The 20085-nt window shown below is 72.1% G+C and carries 16 protein-coding genes; 5 read left to right on the top strand and 11 right to left on the bottom strand.

Going from position 1 to position 20085, the window contains the following annotated elements:
• Positions 1–2 precede the first annotated feature (2 nt).
• Entirely contained in the window at positions 3–1445 is a 1443-nt protein-coding gene (locus OHA72_RS35620; RefSeq protein WP_327000439.1) for an MFS transporter, read from the top strand.
• Positions 1446–1492: 47 nt separating this feature from the next.
• Here the strand turns inward: OHA72_RS35620 and OHA72_RS35615 are convergent, their stop codons facing one another.
• Together OHA72_RS35615 and OHA72_RS35610 are read right to left on the bottom strand one after the other, a co-directional pair.
• Positions 1493–4156, bottom strand: a complete 2664-nt coding sequence (locus OHA72_RS35615) for a fibronectin type III domain-containing protein (RefSeq protein ID WP_327000438.1) — start codon at positions 4154–4156, stop codon at positions 1493–1495.
• A gap of 21 nt (positions 4157–4177) precedes the next feature.
• The gene (locus OHA72_RS35610) at positions 4178–5527 is read right to left on the bottom strand and encodes a DUF4832 domain-containing protein (RefSeq protein WP_327000437.1); all 1350 of its coding nucleotides are present in this window, start codon (positions 5525–5527) and stop codon (positions 4178–4180) included.
• Positions 5528–5824: 297 nt separating this feature from the next.
• Between OHA72_RS35610 and OHA72_RS35605 the strand changes: the two genes are divergently transcribed.
• Genes OHA72_RS35605 through OHA72_RS35595 form a run of 3 tightly spaced genes read left to right on the top strand, consistent with a single transcriptional unit; the run spans position 5825 to position 7237 of the window.
• Positions 5825–6238 carry a DUF6069 family protein gene (locus tag OHA72_RS35605; protein ID WP_327000436.1) on the top strand — a complete coding sequence of 138 codons (414 nt, stop codon included), beginning with the start codon at positions 5825–5827 and terminating at the stop codon, positions 6236–6238.
• A gap of 41 nt (positions 6239–6279) precedes the next feature.
• Positions 6280–6633, top strand: a complete 354-nt coding sequence (locus OHA72_RS35600; protein ID WP_327000435.1) for a YciI family protein — start codon at positions 6280–6282, stop codon at positions 6631–6633.
• 25 nt (positions 6634–6658) lie between these two features.
• Entirely contained in the window at positions 6659–7237 is a 579-nt protein-coding gene (locus tag OHA72_RS35595; protein WP_327000434.1) for a dihydrofolate reductase family protein, read from the top strand.
• A gap of 55 nt (positions 7238–7292) precedes the next feature.
• Here the strand turns inward: OHA72_RS35595 and OHA72_RS35590 are convergent, their stop codons facing one another.
• Positions 7293–10817: a tetratricopeptide repeat protein gene (locus tag OHA72_RS35590; RefSeq protein ID WP_327000433.1), complete on the bottom strand. Its 3525-nt coding sequence runs from the start codon at positions 10815–10817 to the stop codon at positions 7293–7295.
• Positions 10818–10962: 145 nt separating this feature from the next.
• On the opposite strand from OHA72_RS35590, the gene OHA72_RS35585 reads away from it, so the two are divergent.
• On the top strand, positions 10963–11439 hold the full coding sequence (locus OHA72_RS35585) for a DivIVA domain-containing protein (RefSeq protein ID WP_327000432.1): 477 nt from the start codon (positions 10963–10965) through the stop codon (positions 11437–11439).
• Here the strand turns inward: OHA72_RS35585 and OHA72_RS35580 are convergent.
• From OHA72_RS35580 to OHA72_RS35545, 8 genes are all read right to left on the bottom strand, one after another.
• Entirely contained in the window at positions 11432–11896 is a 465-nt protein-coding gene (locus OHA72_RS35580) for a hypothetical protein (RefSeq protein ID WP_327000431.1), read from the bottom strand. The genes OHA72_RS35585 and OHA72_RS35580 overlap by 8 nt on opposite strands.
• Before the next feature lie 56 nt (positions 11897–11952).
• A complete protein-coding gene (locus OHA72_RS35575; protein WP_327000430.1) occupies positions 11953–12825 on the bottom strand; it encodes a terpene synthase family protein in 873 nt (290 codons plus the stop codon).
• A gap of 15 nt (positions 12826–12840) precedes the next feature.
• A complete protein-coding gene (locus tag OHA72_RS35570) occupies positions 12841–13440 on the bottom strand; it encodes a GTP-binding protein (protein WP_327000429.1) in 600 nt (199 codons plus the stop codon).
• Positions 13421–13807: a DUF742 domain-containing protein gene (locus OHA72_RS35565; RefSeq protein ID WP_327000428.1), complete on the bottom strand. Its 387-nt coding sequence runs from the start codon at positions 13805–13807 to the stop codon at positions 13421–13423. The genes OHA72_RS35570 and OHA72_RS35565 overlap by 20 nt, the downstream gene beginning before the upstream one ends.
• Complete coding sequence (locus OHA72_RS35560) at positions 13804–14223, bottom strand: roadblock/LC7 domain-containing protein (protein WP_327000427.1); 420 nt, start codon at positions 14221–14223, stop codon at positions 13804–13806. Before OHA72_RS35560 ends, OHA72_RS35565 begins: the two co-directional genes overlap by 4 nt.
• Positions 14198–16600 carry a sensor histidine kinase gene (locus tag OHA72_RS35555; protein WP_327000426.1) on the bottom strand — a complete coding sequence of 801 codons (2403 nt, stop codon included), beginning with the start codon at positions 16598–16600 and terminating at the stop codon, positions 14198–14200. Before OHA72_RS35555 ends, OHA72_RS35560 begins: the two co-directional genes overlap by 26 nt.
• A 179-nt stretch (positions 16601–16779) precedes the next feature.
• Positions 16780–18414: a prenyltransferase/squalene oxidase repeat-containing protein gene (locus tag OHA72_RS35550; protein ID WP_327000425.1), complete on the bottom strand. Its 1635-nt coding sequence runs from the start codon at positions 18412–18414 to the stop codon at positions 16780–16782.
• Positions 18411–19760, bottom strand: coding sequence for a cytochrome P450 (locus OHA72_RS35545; protein ID WP_327000424.1), 1350 nt, complete (start codon positions 19758–19760; stop codon positions 18411–18413). The genes OHA72_RS35550 and OHA72_RS35545 overlap by 4 nt, the downstream gene beginning before the upstream one ends.
• Between the last annotated feature and the right edge of the window lie 325 nt (positions 19761–20085).

Below are 20085 nucleotides of genomic sequence, written 5' to 3'. Positions count from 1 at the left end.
TCATGGATGTCGCACGGGTGAGCGCCGGCGGACCCGGCACGGTCCGCCGGGGAGGGTGGGGGGCCCTGGCACTGCTGTGCCTGGCGCAGTTCATGGTCATCCTCGACGTGACCGTGGTGAACGTCGCCCTGCCGCAGATGTCGGGCGACCTCGGCCTGAGCCGCGCGGCGGCCACCTGGGTCGTGACCGCGTACACGCTGTGCTTCGGCGGCCTGCTCATCCTCGGCGGCCGCCTGGCCGACACCGCCGGGCGGCGCACCGTCTTCCTCACCGGGCTCGCACTGTTCACCGCGGCGTCGCTGACCGCCGGCCTCGCCGGCGACACGGTCGTCATCCTGGCCGCGCGGGCGGCGCAGGGCGTCGGCGCGGCGCTGCTGTCCCCGGCCGCGCTGTCGATCGTGAGCACGATGTTCGACGGGCCGCGCCGCCACAAGGCGCTCGCGGTGTGGGGTGCCGTCGGCGGTGCCGGCGCCGCCGCCGGTGTGCTCATCGGCGGCCTGCTGGTGTCGGGTCCGGGCTGGAGCTGGGTGTTCTTCGTCAACGTGCCGATCGGCGTGGCGGTCGGCGTCGCGGTGTACCTCGTGGTCCCGGCGTCCCCGCGCTACCCGGGCCGGGTCGACGTGCCGGGCGCGCTGCTGCTGACCGCCACGGCCGCGCTGCTCATCTACGGGCTGGTCCAGGCCGGGAGCACCGGCTGGACCTCGACCGGTGCGTTGCTGCCGATCGCGGGCGCGGCCCTGGCCGGGACCGCCGCCGTCGTGGCCCGGCGGCCGGTGCGCACCCCGCTGCCGCCCGCGACACCGCCGCGGCGCCGGCCGGTCCTCGCGGGCAACGCGGTCATGCTGGCCGCGTCCGGGCTGCTCATCGCCGGCTTCTTCCTCACCTCGATGCTCGCCCAGCACGTCTTCGGGTACTCCGCGCTGCGGACCGGGCTGCTGTTCCTGCCGGTGACCGTGGCGACGATCGGTTCGGCGCACCTGACCGCGCACGGGTTGCGGCGATTCGGTGCCCGCCCGGTGGCGTTCGCCGCGTTCGCCGTCGCCGCGGCGGGATTCGCCCTGCTGACCCGGGTCTCGGTCCACGACGACCCGTTCACCGCCGTGCTGCCCGGATTCGTCCTGGCCGCGGCCGGGCTCGGCGCCGGTTTCATCACCGCGTCCACGTCGGTGATGACCGGCGTCGAGGGGCACGAGGCGGGCCGCGCGTCCGGCGTGCTGAACACCGGCCACGAGCTCGGTGCAGCGCTCGGCGTCGCGGTCGCGTCGTCCGTCGCCGCCGCCGGCCTGGCACCGGGCCACGCGGTGGCGTCGGCGGCGGCCGTCGCCGCCTTCACCGACGCCTACACGGTCGCGGCGGTCGCCGCCGCCGTCGCCGCCGTGGTCCTCGCCACGGCCCTGCCGGGCGGGCCACCCGCCGACGGGGACGCTGCGGTGTTCGTGCACTGACGGTCGTGCGGCCCGGCCCGGAGCTTCCCGGCCGGGCCGTCGTGCCGCTACTGGAAGGTGATGCTGTCGATGGTGATGGTGGAGTTGCCGCCGTACCAGAAGCCCATCGCGAGCTGACCCGGCGAGGTGCGGCTGATCCCGTTGGCGACCAGGGGGATCCGGATGTCCTGATAGGACGTGGTGATGACCGGGTGGGCGCCGCCGTCGAGGGTGAAGTCGCCGAACACCTTCGTGGTCCCGCCGAGCCCGAGGTTGAAGTGGCTCTGCTCTCCCCCGGCCGCGCCCTTGACCCGGATCACCAGGTAGGCGCGGGAGCTGAGGTCGGCGCCGACGTCGGAGCCGAACCAGCCGCAGTTGTTGTACCGCAGGCTCAACGCGCCGCCGGTCACCACGCCGGAGCCGCCGCCGTCGAGGAAGCAGTTGCCGCCGGTCCATCTACCGAGGTCGTTCTGCGCCGCCGACGGGTACGCCGGGGCGCCGTCGAAGTCGTCCAGCACCAGGCCGGCCGGGGCCGCGGCGGTCGTCACCGTCACCGTGTTGCTGGCCACGGAACGGTTCCCGGCCGCGTCGCGGGCCTTGACCGTGTAGCTGTACGCGGTGTTCGCCGTCAGTCCCGTGTCGGTGTAGGTGGTGCCGCCCGGTGCACCGACCAATGTGGACCCCCGGTACACGTCGTAGCCGGTGACACCGACGGTGTCCGTGGCACCCGACCAGGACAGCGACACGCTCGTGTCGGTCTTCGCCGGCGAGATCAGTGTCGGTGCCGTCGGTGCGGTGCAGTCACCGGAGCAGCCGCTGGTCGTCGCCGGCACCACCGCCGACGGTCCCGACACGTTGCCCGCGGCGTCGACCGCCCGCACCGTGTACTGGTATGTCTGCCCGGGCGAGCGGCCGGTGTCGGTGTACGCCGTCCCGGTCACGGTGCCGACCTGGGTGCCGTCGCGGAACACCTGGTAGCCGGTGACGCCAACGTTGTCCGTCGAGGGCGACCAGGCCAGTGAGACGCTGGTGTTCGTCACCCCGGACACCGCCAACCCGGACGGCGCCGACGGCGCGGCGCAGTCACCGGTGCAGGTGCCGGTCGTCGAGATCGGGCCGAGGTTGACCCACCCGTCGGTGCCCTGGTTGGCGTTGGCGAACGACAGCGGCAGCGCCGGGCGCCACTGGTCGATGATCCAGTCGGTGAGGCGGCTGGCGGCCGGCCGGGCCCGCAGCACCTCCGGCGTGACCGTCTCCAGTGGATTGCGGACCTTCATGACCAGGCTGTACGACCCGGCGGGCACGCCGGCGGTGCTGAGCGTGGCGGAGAAGTTGACCGGCCGGCCGTAGTCGAGGTAGGTCGGGTCGGCGCCGACGTTCCAGTCGGGGAACGCCCGGATCTTCAGCGGCTGCACCTGTCGCAGGTCCCAGGACGTGTCCCAGGTCTTGACGACGGCGCCGGCGGCGTTGCGCAGCCCGATGACGGTCGTCCACGGGTAGTAGAACGGGGCGACGCCGGTGTTCTGCATGGTGACGCCGACCTTGAACGTGCCGGCCGCGGTGGCGTTGAAGTTCGCCTGCGGGATGTGCAGGTTGTAGCCCATCGCGCGCACGCCCGCGGCGACCTTCGGGTCGCTGGTGCTGTAGCCACCGGCGCCGGTCTGGTTGATCATCCAGGTGATGTGCGTGAGCTCGGTCGCGGCGAGGACGTTGTCGACCTGGCCGGAGCCGCCTGGCCAGTCGGTGTAGAGGCTGCCCTGGATCTCCGGCCGGGCCTCGCCGCCGATGGACTGGGTGGCCCACCGGTTCTCGGTGCCGGTGTTGAGCTGCAGCTGCAGGAACGCGTCGTCCCAGCCGTTCATCGAGACCGGCAGGGTCATGCTCTTCAGCTGCCCGCCGCGCCACTCCTTGTAGGGCCAGGAGTCGTCGTGGAAGCCGATGTTCGCCGTCTCCGTGCCGGCGAGGGGGTAGCGCACCTCCAGCTGGATGTTGGCGAACGCGGCGTCGTAGGCGCCGATGATGGTGTGGATGGTGGCGTCGGTGGGCATCAGGTCCGGGTAGCCGTCGGCGGCGTCGCGGTCGTAGGGCCAGGTGTGCCACTCGCCCCACAGCCCGACCAGGCCGAGGGACATGAACCCGATGCGCGGGTCGGCGGTGCCGCCGGGGCCGGCCCGGTCGTAGCGGCCGGCGAACGCGGTGATGAAGCTGGTCAGCGCTGCGATCACGTCGGGGTCGTCGTAGTCGGGGCTGACGGTGCCCCAGAAACCGTTGGTGCGCAACGCCGTCTTGCCGTTCAGGCACGGCGGGATGCCGTTGCCGGGGTGGGTACCGCTGCCGCCGGGGTATTCCAGGTAGAACCGGAACGCGACCTGCCGCCCCCACACGGCGGCCTCGTCCAGGGCCTTCTCGAAGACGCTCCAGTCGAACACTGCGCAGCTGGCAGGGTCCTTCATGACCTCGTTGAGGGCGAAGTAGCTCCAGACGAGCCCGCCGGGGTACTTCGTGGACAGGTTGTCGCCGGGGAACAGGTACGGGGCGAAGCCTTTCAGCGGCTGCCCGAGCGGGGCGTCGGCGTAGCCGTAGGCGTGGGTGGTGAGGCTGGTGTCGGGGCCGGGCCCGGCGGCGGGCCGGGGCGGGGGGCCCGCCGGGGCCGCGGTGGCGGCTCCGGCGGGCAGCAGGGCGAGGAGCAGGGTCGCCGTGGCGGCGGCGACCAGTGTGCGCAGGGGTCGCATGGGCGGGGTTCCCTTCCAGAATCAGACGGTGCCGAGCGTGAGCCAGCCGGTGCTGTTGTTCTGGGCGGTGTTGGCGAAGCGCAGCGGGATGCCATTGCGCAGCGGGTTGTCCACGCGCATGACGATCGTGTACCGGCCGGGGCGCAGGCCCCCGGTGTCGATGCGGGCGGACAGTGTGGCCGGGTCCTGACCGGGCTGGATGCCGGTCAGGTTCCAGGCGGTGTGCCAGCGCCGCACGATCCGGCCGTGGCTGTCGACGGCGGCCAGTTCGGTGCGCCAGTCGGCGTAGAACGGTGCGACGCCACGGTTGGCGACGCGGACGGAGACCCGGTCGCGGCCCAGCGCCGCCTCGGTGACGGTCAGCTCGTAGCCGAGGGACTTCGCGGCGGCGACGGCCCGCTGGTACTTGTCGCCGGTGAACCCGGTGCCGGTGAACGCGGCGTGGTTGATCAGCCAGGACGCGTGGGTCTGCGCGACGGATTCGGCATAGCTCTCGTACTGCGTGCAGCTGACGGGCTCGTCCCACAGGCACGACTGGATCTCCGGGCGCAGCTCGCCGCCGATCGGCTGGGTGCGCCACTTGTCGGTGACGCCTTCGTCGATGAGCCGCTGCATGAAGTGCCACGACTGCGCCGGCAGCGTCTCGAACGCGAACGAGTCGTCGTGGTAGCCGATGTCCAGTGGCTTGTTCTGCGGGCTGGGGTACCGGGCGAGCAGGAACGTCTTGTCGAACGCGGCCTCGTACCGGGCGAGAATCCGGGTGAGCACGTCGGTGCCCGGCATCCAGTTCTCGGGCTGGGTCCAGCCGTCGTAGGGCCAGGTGTGCCACTCACCCCAGAAGCCGATGAGCCCGAGGGTGATGAACCCGATGCGAGGGTCACCGTCGTAGCGGCGCCCCAGCGCGGTGATGAAGTTCTCCAGGGCGGTGACCAGGCGCGGGTCGTTGTAGTCGGGCGCGACGCTGACGCCGTTGTTGCCGAAGTCCGGGTACGGCCGGGTGACGAGGCCGGCGTCGAGCAGGTACTGCGGGATGCCGGTGGGCTTGCCCGGGTAGTCGAGGTAGAACCGGAAGACGGCCTGGTGGCCACGACCGGCGACGGCGTTGAGCTGCGCGTCGAAGGCGTCCCAGCGGAACTGCCGCGGTCCGCTCATGACGTCGCGCAGCGGCAGGTAGAACCACTCCATGCTGTGCGGGAACGTCTGGTACTCCCCCGCGAACGGCATGAAGCCCTTGAGCGGGTTGTCGGCGGGCGCCGACGTGTAGGTGAGGGGTTTCCACCGCGCTTCGGCGGGGTGGGCCGCGGCGGGGGCGCCGGCGGCGAGGGTGAGGGCGGTGAGCAGGGCGACGGTGAGGCACAGGGCTCGTCTCATAGGGGTTCCTCGACTCGGAAGAGGGCGCGCGAGTGCACGACGCGTCGGTCACCCTCTCGGCTTTGGCGGCAAGCTTTACGCAGAGGTGTAGACGAACTTACGAAGGACTACATCATTATTCGAGAACCGGCCGGCTGGCAAGAGCCAACATCGGTCGTTCGCGCCCCTCCGCCGGCGCGGCGGCCCCGGAAAGTTTTCAAAAAATTCCGGCCGACCTGTCGATCGGGGCCGGCGCTTTTCGTAGCCCTGGTGAGAGCCCGGCACCGAGCCGGACCAGAACCCCAGCTGGAGGGCACGATGACCGCCGCCGTGAACACGACCCGCGCCACCACGTCGAGCATCGCGGCGCTGGCCGGCACCGGTGCCGCCGCCGCGGCCGCCGCGAGCGCCGCCACCATGGCCGTCGCCGCCGCCGGCCACGCCGCGGGGATCAGCCTGGACCTGGGCGGCGCGCCGATCCCGGTCACCGGGTTCGGTATGCTGACCGCGGTCTTCTCCATGCTCGGCGTGGTCATCGCAGCGGCACTGTCCCGCTTCGCCCGCCGCCCGCGGGGCACGTTCCTGCGCACGACGGTGGCGCTGACCGTCCTGTCGCTGGTCCCGGACGCCGTCGCCGTCGCCGAACCGGCCACCAAGGCGCTGCTGATGCTCACCCACCTGGTCGCGGCCGCGATCGTGATCCCCGCCGTCGCCCGCCGCCTGCACGCCTGACCCGCCGCCATCCGACCGTCGAATCCTCTGGAGGACCCGTCATGCAGCAGTACCTGCTGTCCGTGCACGTCGTCGAGGGCGCGCCCGAGATGTCCGACGAAGAGACGCAGACCATGTTCAGGGAGACCGCCCGCATCAGCGACGAACTGCAGGCCGCGGGGGCCTGGGTCTTCGCCGGAGGCCTCCTGGCACCGGACAGGGCCACCGTCGTCCGGGTCGACAACGGCACCGCCAGCATGACCGACGGGCCGTTCGCCGAGACCAAGGAACACATCGCCGGGTTCTGGGTCATCAAGTGCGCCGACCTGGACGAGGCCCTGGCCTGGGCCGCGAAGTGCGCGGCGGCCTGCGGCCCGATCGAGGTGCGCCCCTTCGACGAGCTGTCCCAGGCCTGAACACCAACACGCAAAGGAGCACATCATGACCGCCACGTACACCTTCGACGTCTTCTCCAGCCTCGACGGCTTCGGCACCGCCGGCGGCGACTGGACCGGCTACTGGGGCAAGCAGGGCCCCGAGCTGCTCGAGCGCCGGCTCGCCCTGTACGCCGAGGACCAGCGCATGGTCTTCGGCGCCGACACGTACCGCGTGTTCTCGCAGCTGCTGGCCGCGAGCACCGAGGAGTCCGAGGTCCGCGACGCCTGGGTCACCCGGATGGTGAACTGCCCGGCGACCGTGGTGTCGAGCACCCTGCAAGGACCCCTCGACTGGCCGGACGCGACCATCGTCAGCGGCGACGCCGCCGACGTCGTCGCCCGCCTCAAGCAGGAGTCCGGGGTGCCCCTGCGATCGCACGGCAGCCTGTCGCTGAACCGGGCGCTCATGGCCGCCGGCCTGGTCGACTTCGTCCAGGTGACGCTCTTCCCGGTCATCACCGGCCGGACCGGCACGGAGCCGATCTTCCAGGGCGCGGCCGACTTCGACCTGGAGCTGGTCGAGACCCGCACGCTCGACGGCCGCACCCAGGAACTCATCTACCGGCCCGCCCTGCACGGCTGAGCGGTCAGCGCGGTGAGCAGGAGCCCGCGCCGTGGTTGCGATGTCCGCACCCAGGTCAGCGTCTGGGCCTCTTCCGGCGAGGCCGTGCGCCCTGCATCCGGTCGAGCAGCTGCCGCGATTCAGCGTACCGGCGCTGCCGGCCGAGCAGCAGTCCCAGGGTGCGCATCGCCTCCGTGTGGCCGAGCGCGATCGCCCGGCGAAGCCACGCCTCGGCCTCACGCACCCGCGGACCGCTGGAGAGGACCTTGCCCAGGTGGGCCATGGCGTCCACATGCCCGGCGGCGGCGGCCATGCGGAGCCAGCCGTTCGCCGCCGTCGGCCGGCCGCGCCATTGCAGCAGGAGACTGAGCTGCCACATCGACTCGACGTCTCCGGACCCCGCGGCCCGTCTGAGGCGTTCCTCGGACTCTGGCCCGCCGCCGAGCACCGCGCGGATCTCTGCGGCGTCCGCCGCCGGCACCCGCCGCAGCCACTCCTCGGCCTCGAAGGCCCGGCCGTGTGTCATCAGCAGATGCACCAGCATCGTGATCGCCCGCCGGTCACCGGTCGTGGCCGCGACGGTGAGCCACCGCTCGCCGACGTCGAGGCGGCCGCGCCGATATTCGAGCTCACCGAGCGCACCGGCGCAGCGGGCAGAGCCCGCGTTCGCCAGCTGGCGAAGCAGGCGCTCCGCCCGGTGGGTCGGGTGTTCGCGGTGCAGGATTGCCAGCGCCTGCTCGGCGGCGTCCAGTCGCGGCCGCAGGACTTCCGCGCGTTGCCGCTCCGGTTGCCTGAGTATGCGGATCGCCTCCTCGACGGAGGCGAGGGCGTCCTGCCAGCGTTCGAGCTTCGTGTACGCGGCGGCGAGGTTGGACAGCGCGGCGGCGAGGTCCGGCGCGAACGCGTCGGGTTGTTCCACGGCGCCTCGGCGCAGCACGGGCACCGCGCTCTCGATGCTGGCGGCGGCGTCGTCCCAGCGCTCCAGTTTCGCGAGCACCGCGCCGACGTTCAACTGTGCGCGGCATCGGTCGAACTCGAACGCCATCGGCGTCGCCCCGGCGAGTCGCGAGTACACCTGCGCGCTCTCGTGTGCGGCCGCCAGCGCCCGTTCGAGCTCCCGCACCGCGATGAGCGGCCCGCAGGCGTTGAGCAACGCCCGGGCGAGCAACGGGTCGTACGCCGCCGGCCAGCGTACGGCGAAACGCCGGTACATCCCGATCGCTTCGGCGCCGGTCTCCACAGCGTCCTGAGGCGCACCGAACTCGTGCTGTCGCAGCGCCAGGTTCTCCAGCACCACGGCGAGCCTCGCCTCGACCGTGGGATTGACGGCGGCGGCCCGCCGCACCATGTCGACGGCCCGCGCTGCGGCGTCGATGGCATCGGCGTACCGACCGACGCCCGCGCGATGGATCGCAAGGTTGCTCAGCGACTCGGCGTACAGCACCATGAACTGTGCCGGGTCCGTGCCGGCCAGCCGCTCGTAGAGCGCCGTCGCCTCCTCGGTCGTCTGCAACGCCTCCACGTGCTGACCGAGTTCCGAGCGGTGGATCCCCAGGTTGTACAGCACCGTCGCCAGCTCGTGGTCGAAGCTGCCCGGATGGTGCCGGGCCAGTTCGCGGTAGGCGGCGGCTGCCTGGTCGGCAGCCTCGATGCCTTCGGTGCGCCGCCCGGCGAGGTGCAGGACGATGGCAAGCCGTGAGACTGCGTGTGCCACGTCGGGCAGGATGCTCGGCAGCTCCCCGATGAAGCGCGCATGGATCGCCATCACCTCCGTCATGGTCGCCAGCGCGTCCTCGTTGCGGCCGACCGCTTGAAGGCAGCCCGCATGGTTGCTCAGCGCCCGTGCGAGCGTCACGTGGGCGGCCAGGTCGGCGTCGTCACGAGGCAGGCTCCGGTACAGGTCGGCGCTGCGTTGCGCCGCGGTCAGCGCGGCGTCCAGATCACCGGCACCGGCAAGCCGGAGACTGAGGTTGAAATACAGACCCGCTTGCTGCTGCGGATCGTCGGTCGTGGTGAGGCGGTGCGCTGTCACCCGGGTGCTGATCGCGGCGAACCCGACGTCGAGGTCCAGTCGCGACTCGGCCGGAAAGGTCGACTCGACCGCTGCCAGCGCGTCGATGTCGGCGTCGGGCAGCGCCGCGAGGGTGCTGAGCGTCGCCGACGACGTCGCAAGCGCAAGGTCGGGCCGGGTCCGCAGCAGGGGGTACAGGTACCCGACGGCAAGATGCTGCCACCGGCCCGCCGCCTCGACCAGCAGCGTCAGCAGCTTCCCACCACCGTCGTCCAGGCGTTCGCCGGTTCGCAGGGCGACGAGCCGTTCGACGGCGTTGCCCGCCCACGGATCGGCCGCGTAGTCGGCGTCGTGACCGGGTGACATGAGCGCGACGAAGTCCTCCGCGAGCCGGTCGGGACGCAGCGGCTCCAGTTCCACGCCGGCGTGCGCCGGTGGGTAGCACGAGCGGTGGTCCCGCAACGCCGCACTCACCTCGACGGCCGTGAGGCCGCGTTCGGCGGTGCCCGCCACGGTCATCGCGTCATCATGCGAGACCGGTCCTTCCAGTGCGGCGATGTAGACCACGCGCGCCATGAGATGAGCGGGTGTCTGATGGCCCCCTGCCCGCGTCTCGAAGAGGCTCTGCCAGTGCTCCTGCTCGCGGTTCAGCAGATACGCCGACAGGCCCGCCCGGTTGGCCGGCATGGCGACGCCCCGCGCGGCCGCGTCGACGGCGGCCAGCGCGGCCATGTGCAGGCCGAGCACGCTGTCGGAGCCGGCACCGCCGATGTCCGGCGGAGCCGGATCACCGGCGTGATCGATCCGCAGGACGCGGGCGAAATGGTCGCGGGCGCTCGTGTACATCGTCACGCGGTCGGCATCGCCGCGGGTCAGCGACGACAGTGCCAGATGCGTGACGTCGTTGATGTCGACCTTCGCCAGTTGGTGCCGCAGCTGGTGCCGCCAGTCCGCCGGACGCGACAGCAACAGCACCCTGACGGGACGGGTGGCGGCGGCCTGATGCTGCACGAGCAGCGTGATGAGGTCGTGCAGCGGCCACCGCTCCGCATAGTCGACCACCAGCAGCATGCGGCCGCCCGCCACCGCGATCTGCTCGTCCCCGCCCGCGGCGGCGGGCTCACTGTGGTGCCGCACGTCAGCGGTCGCCCACCCCGCGGCCGTACATTCGGCGGCGAACTGCAGGGCGAGCCGGGTCTTGCCCTGGCCGCCGTCGCCCGTGAGCAGCAGCACCGACAGCGCGCAGGCCGCCGTGTCACGCCACTCTCGCAGCCTGTCGAGCTCCTCCTCGCGACCGAAGAACGGCACGACCTGGTGCCTGGCGGACAGCAGCCAGCTCGGCACCGCCGCGACGAGCTCGTCGCGCAGCGGCTGCCGCCCGGCGAACAGTCGCACCCGGTACGGTGGCGTGCCTTCATACCGGTAGACGTACTGGTTGCCGTTCTGCACGGCATAGACCACGCCACGGTCGGCCGCGGTGTTGAATTGGACCGCGTTCCCCGGTGCGTCCGGACTCAGCGTTGCGAACTGCGGCCCTGCGGCGTCCGGGAGCGCGCTCTGCGCCGATGACCCCAGGTCGGCGTGTGTCACGGGCCCTCCACGTGTACCGCGTCACCAGCGATGACCGATCTCAATGTGCACCGGTTCACCCGTATGCGCATCCTCACCGACGACGGCATCGACGGTCCCAACGGCCAGAGCCCGGGCCGGTTGACAGGGCCGTGACACTGAGCTGGTGATCTCCTTCGAGTTCTCCGTCGTGCTGCGCGGCTACGACCCGCGAGCCGTGGATGCGCTCCTGGCGCCGGCCGTTGCCGCCCTCACGGCCGGCGAGGAGGACGCGCGGGTGGACGCGGCCGCCGCACTGCGTCGCGCGGCCCTGCCCGTCGTCCTGCGCGGGTTCGACCGGGCGCAGGTCGACGCCGCGATCGCGAGGCTGGCAGCCCAGCTCGAGGGTGCGGCGGGCCCGGCGCCGGTGGACGGGCTGCAGGGGCGCAAGGTCGAGTTCGACGTGGTCCTGCGGGGCTACGACGCGGCGGCAGTGGACCGGCTGGTCGAGCAGGTCGGCCGGGCGCTGGCGGGGCAGAGCGCCACCGCCCGCGCCGAGGCCGCGGCCGCCGTGCGGCAGGCAGTCTTCGCGCTCAGGTTTCGCGGGTACGCGCGGCACCAGGTCGACGCGTTCCTGCAGCAGGCGGCGAAGGATCTCAGGTAGGCAGCAGCAGCGTCTCCAGCTCGGGCCACCCCGCGACGGGGACGACCCCGGCGGGCGTGTCGGCGGCCACCGTGCGGAACAGGTAGCGGTGGGCGACCGTCGTCAGGTAGCCGAGCACGTCGGGGTTGTCGTCCACGAAGTGGGTGAGGCCCAGGTCCGCGGCGATCGGGGCCTTCTCCGGCCGGGTCCGGCAGAAGTGCACGCGGTCCGGGCCGATACCCGTGCGAGCGGCGAAGTCGTGGTACGCCAGCCACTCCAGGGTCCGCCGGCTCGTGTCCTCGCTGCACTTGGACACCAGGTGCACGGCGTCGAAGGCGCCGCCCAGCGACGCGAGCGCCCCGAACGCGCCGGCGACCGGTGGAGTGTGCAGGTAGTTGCGGCCGAAGAAGGACGTGTCCTCGTCGCCGTCGGCGGGCTCGATGATCACGCCGCCGATGTCGACACCCAGAAGCCGCATGCCCTCATCCTGCCGGTGCGCCGGCGTGACGTCGCAACAGGGGTCGCGCCCGCCGGTCAGCGGCTGCCCCAGTAGTCGGCGAGGCCGTAGAAGCCCTGGTTGAACGTGACGTGCCGGGCGAGGAACACGGCGAGCGGGCGGTTCGTCGCCATGAGCGGCGCGAGGCGCAGGTCGGCCTCCTGGATGAGCGCGGCCAGCCTGGCGTCGACCACGTCCCGTTCGACGCCCAGCAGCAGCGCGTTGACGTCGCCCCAGGTCACGTCGCGGTGGTACGTGCCGTAGTCGTTCAGGATGCGGATGATCTGCTGGACCAGCCGGCCGGCGGCGACGAGCGCGCCGGTCTCGGTGACCGGTGCGGCGGTCGTGGCGATCCAGTGCGACACGAACACCAGGGAGTATCCGAACTCGGCGCGGGCCAGGTATTCGTCCAATGTGGGCAGTGGCGCGCGGTCGGCCTTCCACTGCCAGTCGCGGACCATCGAGTCCAGCATCCGGCGCACGTCGTCCTGCCAGACCTCCGCGAGCTCGGGAAACGCGGGCGAGGTGGCGAGCTCGGCGCGGATCTCGGCGAGGAGCCCGGCGAGCGGGTCACCCTCGGGCGCCGGTGTGCCGTCGACGACCGCGAGGCAGCGCGCCACGATCGCGTCGATCTCGGCGCGGGAGGTGGCGAGGAGGTCCATCAACCGGTCGACCGCGAAGATCCACATCGTGATCCGGTTGGCCGGGCGGAGCTGCTCGGCGTTCAGCCACGGCGCGCAGAACGTGTTCGCCAGGGCGATCGTGCTGAAGAAGGGGCCGTCGAAGGGCTTGGCGGGGAACAGTTCCGAGTACGCCTCGGCGCAGGCGATCAGGTCGCGCTGGACGTGGCTGGCGACGGCGCAGACGGCGCCGGCCTCCCTCGGCGCGAGGAGATCAGCGATCGCGGTCACCGGATGATCATAGGGTCAGCCGACCGGCACCCGCTCCTCCATGGCCATCACGTGCTCCAGCAGGCTGATCAGCACCCGCTTGGCGCTCTTGCGGTTGCGCGCGTCGCAGAGGACCAGCGGGACCCCCGGGTCCAGGTCCAGCGCCATCCGCACCTCGTCCGCCTCGTACACGGGTGCGCCGTCGAAGCAGTTGACCGCGACGATGAACGGCGTGCGGTGGCGTTCGAAGTAGTCGACCGACGGGAAGCAGTCGGCCAGCCGCCGGGTATCGGCGAGCACGACGGCGCCGATCGCGCCCAGCGCCAGCTCGTCCCAGAGGTAGGAGAAGCGGTCCTGGCCCGGGGTGCCGAAGAGGTACAGCACCAGGCTGGTCGTGATGGTGATCCGGCCGAAGTCCATCGCCACGGTGGTCGTGGTCTTCGCGTCGACGCCGGAGGTGTCGTCGATGCCGATGCTGACCTCGGTCAGGCGCTCCTCGGTGGTCAGTGGCTCGATCTCGCTGACCGTGCCGACGAACGTGGTCTTGCCCGCACCGAACCCGCCGGCGATCAGGATCTTCACCGTGGCGGGCAGCAGCCCGGGGTCGTCGGCAGGTTCAGAGTGAGTGGAGCCCATTGATGACCGCCTTGAGTAAGTGTTGACGTTGCTGCTGCGGCTGCGCGGACGGCCTGGGCCCGCTGGTCAGGATGAGCCCGGCGCCGAGCAGGTCGCCGAGCAGCACCCGCACGGTGCCGAGCGGGAGGTGCAGGTGCGCGGACACCTCGGCCACCGATAGCGGCCGCTGGCAGAGGCTCAGGATCGCGGTCTGCTCCGGCTGCAGGTCGTCCTTGCGGGCCGACCCGGCCGGCTGCGTCGCGACGACCACCGCGATGAGGTCGAAGTCCCCTTCGGCCGGGCGGGTGCGCCCCTGCGTCATGGCGTACGGCCGGACGAACGGCCCTGCCTCGTCGTCGGCCCAGGCGGGCCCGTCGGTATGCCTCATGTCACGTCAGCCGGGTCCGCGGGGGTGCGCGTGGCGGTGGCCAGGTACTTCCCGACCCGGACGACCAGCATGGCCATCTCGTACGTGATGAGGCCGATGTCGGCGTCGGAGCCGGTCAGCACCGCCAGGAAGGCGCCGTGCCCGGCCGCCGTCACCAGCATGAACCCGGACTCCATCTCGACGATGGTCTGGCGCACCGCGCCCGTGCCGAAGCGCCGCCCCGCACCGCGGGCGATGCTCTGCAGACCGGACGCGATCGCGGCGAAGTGGTCCGCGTCGTCCTTGCTGAGCCCGTCGGACGCGGCGAGCAGCAGCCCGTCGGCCGACAGCACCACGGCCTGCTGCAGGTGCCCGACCCGTTTGACGAGGTCGTTGAGTAACCATTGCAACTCAGCGACCGAATGTTTCTGCTCCACCGAACTGTCTCCTTCTGCCAGGTCCCGCCGCACTACCTGTGCCGGCTCTCGTCGTCGGGCACGGACCCGACCGGGTCACCGGCGCCCTCGGACGTCTGCACAACCTGCTCGGCCTGCTCACGGCCGCGGACCGTCTGCTGCTGGTAGCTGGCCCAGCGGCGGCGGGTCTCGTCGGGGCTCTGGGCCGCGCCGCCGGCCGGATCGTCCGCGGTCTCCGTCGCCGCACCGTTCGTGCCGACCTGGCGGACCCTGCGGGGCAGCCCGTTCGGCGTCGGTGGCAGCGCCGCCGGCGGGGCCTGCTCCACGGCTGCCGGTCCGGGAACCGGCGCGCCGGGGCGGGCCTGGGCCACGGGCCTGGCCGGGGCGCGGCGAGGAGGACCGCGGCACCGCCTCGCCCGGCCGTGGTCATCGCCGCCGGCACGGCCGGCGCACCTTCGACGGCGTCGAGGTCCGGGCGGGCGGGCTCCCCGGGTGCCGCCTCGCCCAGCTCCAGCGGATCGGTGACGATGATGAGCGCCGACGGGATCAGCACGATCGCCGTGGTCCCACCGTACGGCGAGTTGCGAAGCTCGACCCGGATGCCGTGCCGCACCGCGAGCCGGCCGACCACGAACAGACCCAGCCGGACCGTGCTGGACAGCACGAACTCCGACGGTGCCCGCAGGTCGGCGTTGGCGGTGGCCAGGTCCTCCTCGCTCATCCCGAGCCCGCGGTCCTCGACCTCCACCACATACCCGTTGGTGACCTGCTGCCCGCGGACCTGCACCCGGGTGTGCGGCGGGGAGAAGGCGGTGGCGTTCTCGATGAGCTCGGCCAGCAGGTGGGCGGTGTCGCCGGCGGCGACCCCGGCCAGACCCGCCGGGTTGGGCGGCGGGACGGTCACCCGGGTGTAGTCCTCGACCTCGGCAACGGCGGCGCGGATGACGTCGATCATCGGCACCGGCCGGCGCCAGGTCCGGCCGGCGGTGGCGCCGGCGAGCACGATCAGGTTCTCCGCGTTGCGGCGCATGCGGGTCGCGAGGTGGTCCAGCCGGAACAGGCTGTCGAGGCTGTCCGGGTCGTTCTCCCGGCGCTCCATGTCGTCGAGCATCGTGAGCTGCCGGTGCACCAGGCCCTGGGTGCGGCGGGCCAGGCTGAGGTAGACGTCCCGGACGCTGCGCCGCATCTCGGCCTGCTCGACGGCGGTGCGGATCGCGGTCTCCTGCACCACGTTGAACGCGGCGCCGAGCTGGCCGACCTCGTCGCCGCCGAACGCCAGCGGCGGTGCCTCGGCCGAGACGTCGACCGTGTCGCCGCGCCGGATCCGGTCGACGACCCCGGGCAGCCGCTCGTTGGCGAGGGCGAAGGCCGCGTCACGGAGGCGCTCCAGCTGCCGGATCAGCGACCGGGCGGTGGTGATCGAGATGATGATCGAGGCGACGACGGCGATCAGGCCGAGGCCGGCGGCGAGCGAGATCCGGATGATGACGCCGATCGCCGCGGACCCGGCGCGCTCGATGAGGTGGTCGGCGGCCCGCAGCACCAGCTCACGCAACTCGGCGAAGACCGGATCGACGGTGGCCTGCCACGTTGCCATGTCCAGCGGCAGCGGCCCGCTCACCCGGCCCTTGTCGACGAGCAGGTCCTCGGCCACCCGGAACTTGCCGAAGATGTCGCCCTTGACGAACTCCTCGTAGGCGATCCGGTCCGACTCGGGCAGTCCGGCCGCGACCTCCGCGTAGCGCACGCGCTGCGCCCCGACCAGCTTGACGAACTGGGTGTGCTCGGCGGGGGTGAGCCTGCCGGCCGCCAGGACACCGGTGACCAGCGCGTCTTCCTGGGACAGAATTTCACGGGCGTGACTGGCCTCGACGAGCGTCCGGCCGTCGTTGATGATTGCCGGGTCGTCGAGTGAGGTCAGTGCACCGAATACCAGTAACGTGTCGGAAACAATGTCGCTGAAGAATGCGGCGGCCTGCGTCCGGTCCAGCGTGCCGTTGTCGACGGCGGCGCGCGTTTCGTCGAGCTGGTCGAGCTTTCCGGCGACATTCCTGATTCGGCGGTCGAGGGTGTCGCTGCCGGCGTCCCTGGCGTCCTCGCCACGCGCGAGCTGATCAAACTTCTGACGCGCCGCATCGGTCCGGGACCGCTGATCGGCGATGGCCTGCCGGCGCTCGGCGGTCGGGTTGGCGATATAGACGACCGAGATCCGGCGCTCCTGCTGCATCGCATCCACAAGGGATTCCGCCGGCCGGCCGACCGTCTCGTCGAGTGTCGCGACCGTGAGCAGGTTGAGCCCTTCGCGCAGCGTAACGAACGCGGCGAATCCCCACAGCGCGACGAGTGACGCCAGGAGAGCGACGATCTTTATCCGCACGTGTGCGCTGCCGGATCTCATGACATTGTCTCCCGAAAGCCCACGCGCCCAACGGATTGATCAGGGTTGCACCCCGATCACGCGATGCGCTGGTGATGTTGGACATGCAGTGCTGCGGTCATTCGACAACGGGCACCGTAGCAGCGTGCGATCGGTCGCTCAAGTTGCCTGGTGGCCGGTCCGCAAGATCGCGGCCGGGACTAATCCGTCCCGGCCGGACACGAAATTCTGCGACTGAATGCGGGGTCCCGCCCGGCCAGCCGAAACGCGGAGAGAACCGCCGCACGCACAATACGCGACGGCACGTAGAGGTCCTTGTCGTGCCATAGCGGCGGGTCCGGCTGGTGCCCGTGTGCCGCGGCGAGGTACGCCAGCCCGTCGGCCGCCGCGGCGTGTGCCCCGGTCTCGCCCAGGGCGGCGGTGAGCAGCAGGGTCTGCACCGCGTAGGCCGTCTCCTCGGCCGTGCCCTGCCACCGGCCCCAGGACCCGTCCGCGCCCTGGGTCGCGACGATCCAGCGCACGGCCCGGCGGATCACACCGGCCGAACGCTGATCGGCGTCCAGGTGGCCGTACCGGTGCAGCGCCGCGACGCAGCAGAACGTGGCGTAGTACGGCGACGCGTGCCACTTGTCCGTCCAGCTGCCGTCGGGCAGTTGCTGCGCGTGCAGCCACGCGGTGAGCTTGCCGACGACCGCGCGGTCGCGCGCCCCCGCCCAGGCGTGCGTGGAGACGTGGTAGCCGAACAGTTCCAGGACGTGCGCGTTGGTCGTCGTCGACGGGGTCCGCTCGCCGAGCCAGGTGCTGAAGTGGGTGTCCACCTCGAACGGCCACAGGCTGTCGACCGGTTGTGCCGCACCGAGCTGCGCCAGCGTCAGCAGCGTCACCGACGTGGTGTCGGCGTCCAGCGGGAGCCCTTCGCCACCGGCGAGCCCGGCCGGCCCGAGCGGCGCGGCCAGGGCGACGGCCAGCCGGTCGGCGCGCTCCGGCCGGAACCCCGCCCCGATCAGCAGGCTCAGCACCCAGGCCCGTTCGAACGGCGCGATCGGGATGACGCTGGACACCGGCCCGCCGTGCTCGCGGGTGACCGCCTCCAGGTACCGGAACGTCGCCGAGGTCGGGCCCGCCGGGTGGCTCACCAGCCAGGCCGCGGTGGACGCGGGCGACGCGCCGACCCCGCCGATCGCCGCGGGCCGCACGGACTGGTTCGCGGCGAGCGGGCCGAGCACCTCCAGGGAGTGCAGCAGCTTGTCCGGCACCGGCACACCGTTGCCGAGCGCCGCGCTGACCTTCCGCAACGTCAGGTCGTCCATTCCGGGTGGTACCGCCAGCCGCACGCCGGCGAACCGGTCGAGCCCCGGCACCGGCCGGTCGGTGAGGGCGGCCAGGTGCCCGTTCACCAGGTCGAGCATGGCCGGCACGATCAGCTCGATCGCCGGCGTGTCCGGCACGTCGCCGGCGGGTGTGGGCGCGGACCCGGCCAGCCAGCCGACGAGCCGGTCGAGCCCTTGCCCGGCGGGCTCCGCGGCCGCCGGGTCGTCGCCGCGCAGGGCGGTGGCGAGCAGCGCCTCGGTCGCGCTGAGGGTCGGCACGAGGGCATACCCGCCGGGCTGGCCCCAGCCGCCGTCGGACCGCTGGGCGGCGCGCAGGAACGCGACCCTGGCCGCGTGACCGACGAGCCACGGTGCGATCGACACCAGCCGGCCCGTCTCGTACACCGACGGGGAGATGGCACCCCACCGCGTCGCGACGACCTCGTCCACCAGCCCGGCCGCCGCGGCCGCGATCCGCTCCGGGGCGGCGTCGCCGTCCTGCGCGACGCCGTCGACGCCGGTCACCGCTCGCCCCGGGTGATCGTCATCGCCAGCCGCCGGCTGGGCCGCAGCGTGACTGCCGCCCGCGGCCGCACCGGGCCGTCGTCGCGCAGCCGCGGCCGGTACCGGCTCAGCATCGCCGCCACCACGAGCTGCGCCTCGGCCATGAACAGCTGACTGCCGAGGCACTGGTGCGGCCCGCCCGCGAACGGCAGGTACGCGAACCGGTGCCGCGCCCCGGCCCGCTCCGGCGCGAACCGTTCGGGATCGAACACGTGCGGCCGCTCCCACAACGACGGCATGCGGTGGGTCAGGTACGGGCTGAGCAGCACCGTGCTGCCCGCCGGCAGCCGCACCCCACCGACCACATCGGACTCCAGCACGGTGCGCGGCAGGAACCAGCCGGAGGGGTACAGCCGCAGCACCTCCTGGATCACCATGCGCGTGTACCGCAGCTCCGGCAGGTGCTTCGCGGCCGGGCGTTCACCGCCGACCACCCGCTCGACCTCGGCCCGCAGCCGCTCCGCGACGGCCGGGTCGGCGTCCAGCGCCACCCACAGCCAGGTCAGGGCGACCGCGGTGGTCTCGGTGCCGGCGACGTACATCCCGACGACGTCATCGCGGATGCGCCGGTCGTCCAGCGGCTGCCCGGCGCCGTCGCGGACCTGGCAGAGCATGGCCACCACGTCGTCGCCGTCGGACTGCAGGCGGCGCTGCGCCACGAGGGGGTACACGACCTCGTCGACGGTGCGCACCGCCCGCCGGAACGCGCGGTCGCCGGGCAGCGGCGCCCACGACGGCGCGAACGGCAGCAGCATCCGCGCGGTCAGCGAGGTGAACGCGGTGGCGACGGCCTGACCGAGCCGCTCACCGTCGGCCGACGGGATGCCGCCGCCGAAGAAGGCCCGGCCCAGCGCGAGGTCCGCGACCCGGGTCATCGCCTTGACCAGGTCGAACGGGCGCCCGGTCGTCGCGTGCTCGTCGAGCCCGTCGACGGCCTCGTTCACCGTGTCGGCGAGCGTCTGCGTCAGCGCGGCGACGTGCCGCGCGGCGAACATGGGCCGCAGCACCTCTCGGCTCGCCTTCCACTGCGGCCCGTCGCCGGAGATGCCGTTGCCGGTCAGCCGCCGGACCGGTTGCCACAGCATGCCCTCGCGCACGTACCGGCCGGCGTTGCCGCTCAGGATGTGCTGCACGTCGTCGGGCCGGGTGACCAGGAAGGGCCGGAAGAACCCGAGGTTGAGCCGGACGATCGCGCCCTCGGCCCGGGCGCTGATCGCCTCGAGCTGGCCGAGCGGGTCGCGGGCGAACCTGGCCGGTCCGCGGTAGACGGGAATGGAGGCGGCGTTCTGCAAGACGTTGACCGGCATTTCGTTGTACCCCCTACGCGAGCATTCATTACTGCTCGCCGATGCCCCACTACGAAGCTACGTGATCAAGGAAGGCAAGGAAATGCCACATGGCGGGAGTGTGACCAAGTCGGGCGCCCGGCCCGCCTGAACTGCCCGCATACGTGTACGAAGATCGACGATGTCGTTTGTGGCAGAACGATCGTCGACCGCCGGAGCCGATATGCGGTTGCGGGCCCGTCCGCCCTCTGTTTCGCTGGGTGGGTCCTGTCCGCGAGCTGAGGAGTCAGGGATGCGAGCTGCGTCTGTGTTCACCCAGATGGCCATCACTGTCTATCTCGAGGAC

It is taken from the genome of Dactylosporangium sp. NBC_01737, from assembly GCF_035963215.1.
GTDB lineage: Bacteria > Actinomycetota > Actinomycetes > Mycobacteriales > Micromonosporaceae > Dactylosporangium.
This window is presented reverse-complemented; position numbering and strand designations above follow the sequence as displayed.

Bases quoted from the DNA above. Each gene is read 5' to 3' on its own strand.
- OHA72_RS35615 (WP_327000438.1), bottom strand. From the start codon at position 4,156: ATGCGACCCCTGCGCACACTGGTCGCCGCCGCCACGGCGACCCTGCTC.
- OHA72_RS35570 (WP_327000429.1), bottom strand. From the start codon at position 13,440: ATGGGCTCCACTCACTCTGAACCTGCCGACGACCCCGGGCTGCTGCCC.
- OHA72_RS35605 (WP_327000436.1), top strand. From the start codon at position 5,825: ATGACCGCCGCCGTGAACACGACCCGCGCCACCACGTCGAGCATCGCG.
- OHA72_RS35600 (WP_327000435.1), top strand. From the start codon at position 6,280: ATGCAGCAGTACCTGCTGTCCGTGCACGTCGTCGAGGGCGCGCCCGAG.
- OHA72_RS35610 (WP_327000437.1), bottom strand. From the start codon at position 5,527: ATGAGACGAGCCCTGTGCCTCACCGTCGCCCTGCTCACCGCCCTCACC.
- OHA72_RS35565 (WP_327000428.1), bottom strand. From the start codon at position 13,807: ATGAGGCATACCGACGGGCCCGCCTGGGCCGACGACGAGGCAGGGCCG.
- OHA72_RS35595 (WP_327000434.1), top strand. From the start codon at position 6,659: ATGACCGCCACGTACACCTTCGACGTCTTCTCCAGCCTCGACGGCTTC.
- OHA72_RS35620 (WP_327000439.1), top strand. From the start codon at position 3: ATGGATGTCGCACGGGTGAGCGCCGGCGGACCCGGCACGGTCCGCCGG.
- OHA72_RS35545 (WP_327000424.1), bottom strand. From the start codon at position 19,760: ATGCCGGTCAACGTCTTGCAGAACGCCGCCTCCATTCCCGTCTACCGC.
- OHA72_RS35580 (WP_327000431.1), bottom strand. From the start codon at position 11,896: ATGCGGCTTCTGGGTGTCGACATCGGCGGCGTGATCATCGAGCCCGCC.
- OHA72_RS35555 (WP_327000426.1), bottom strand. From the start codon at position 16,600: ATGAGATCCGGCAGCGCACACGTGCGGATAAAGATCGTCGCTCTCCTG.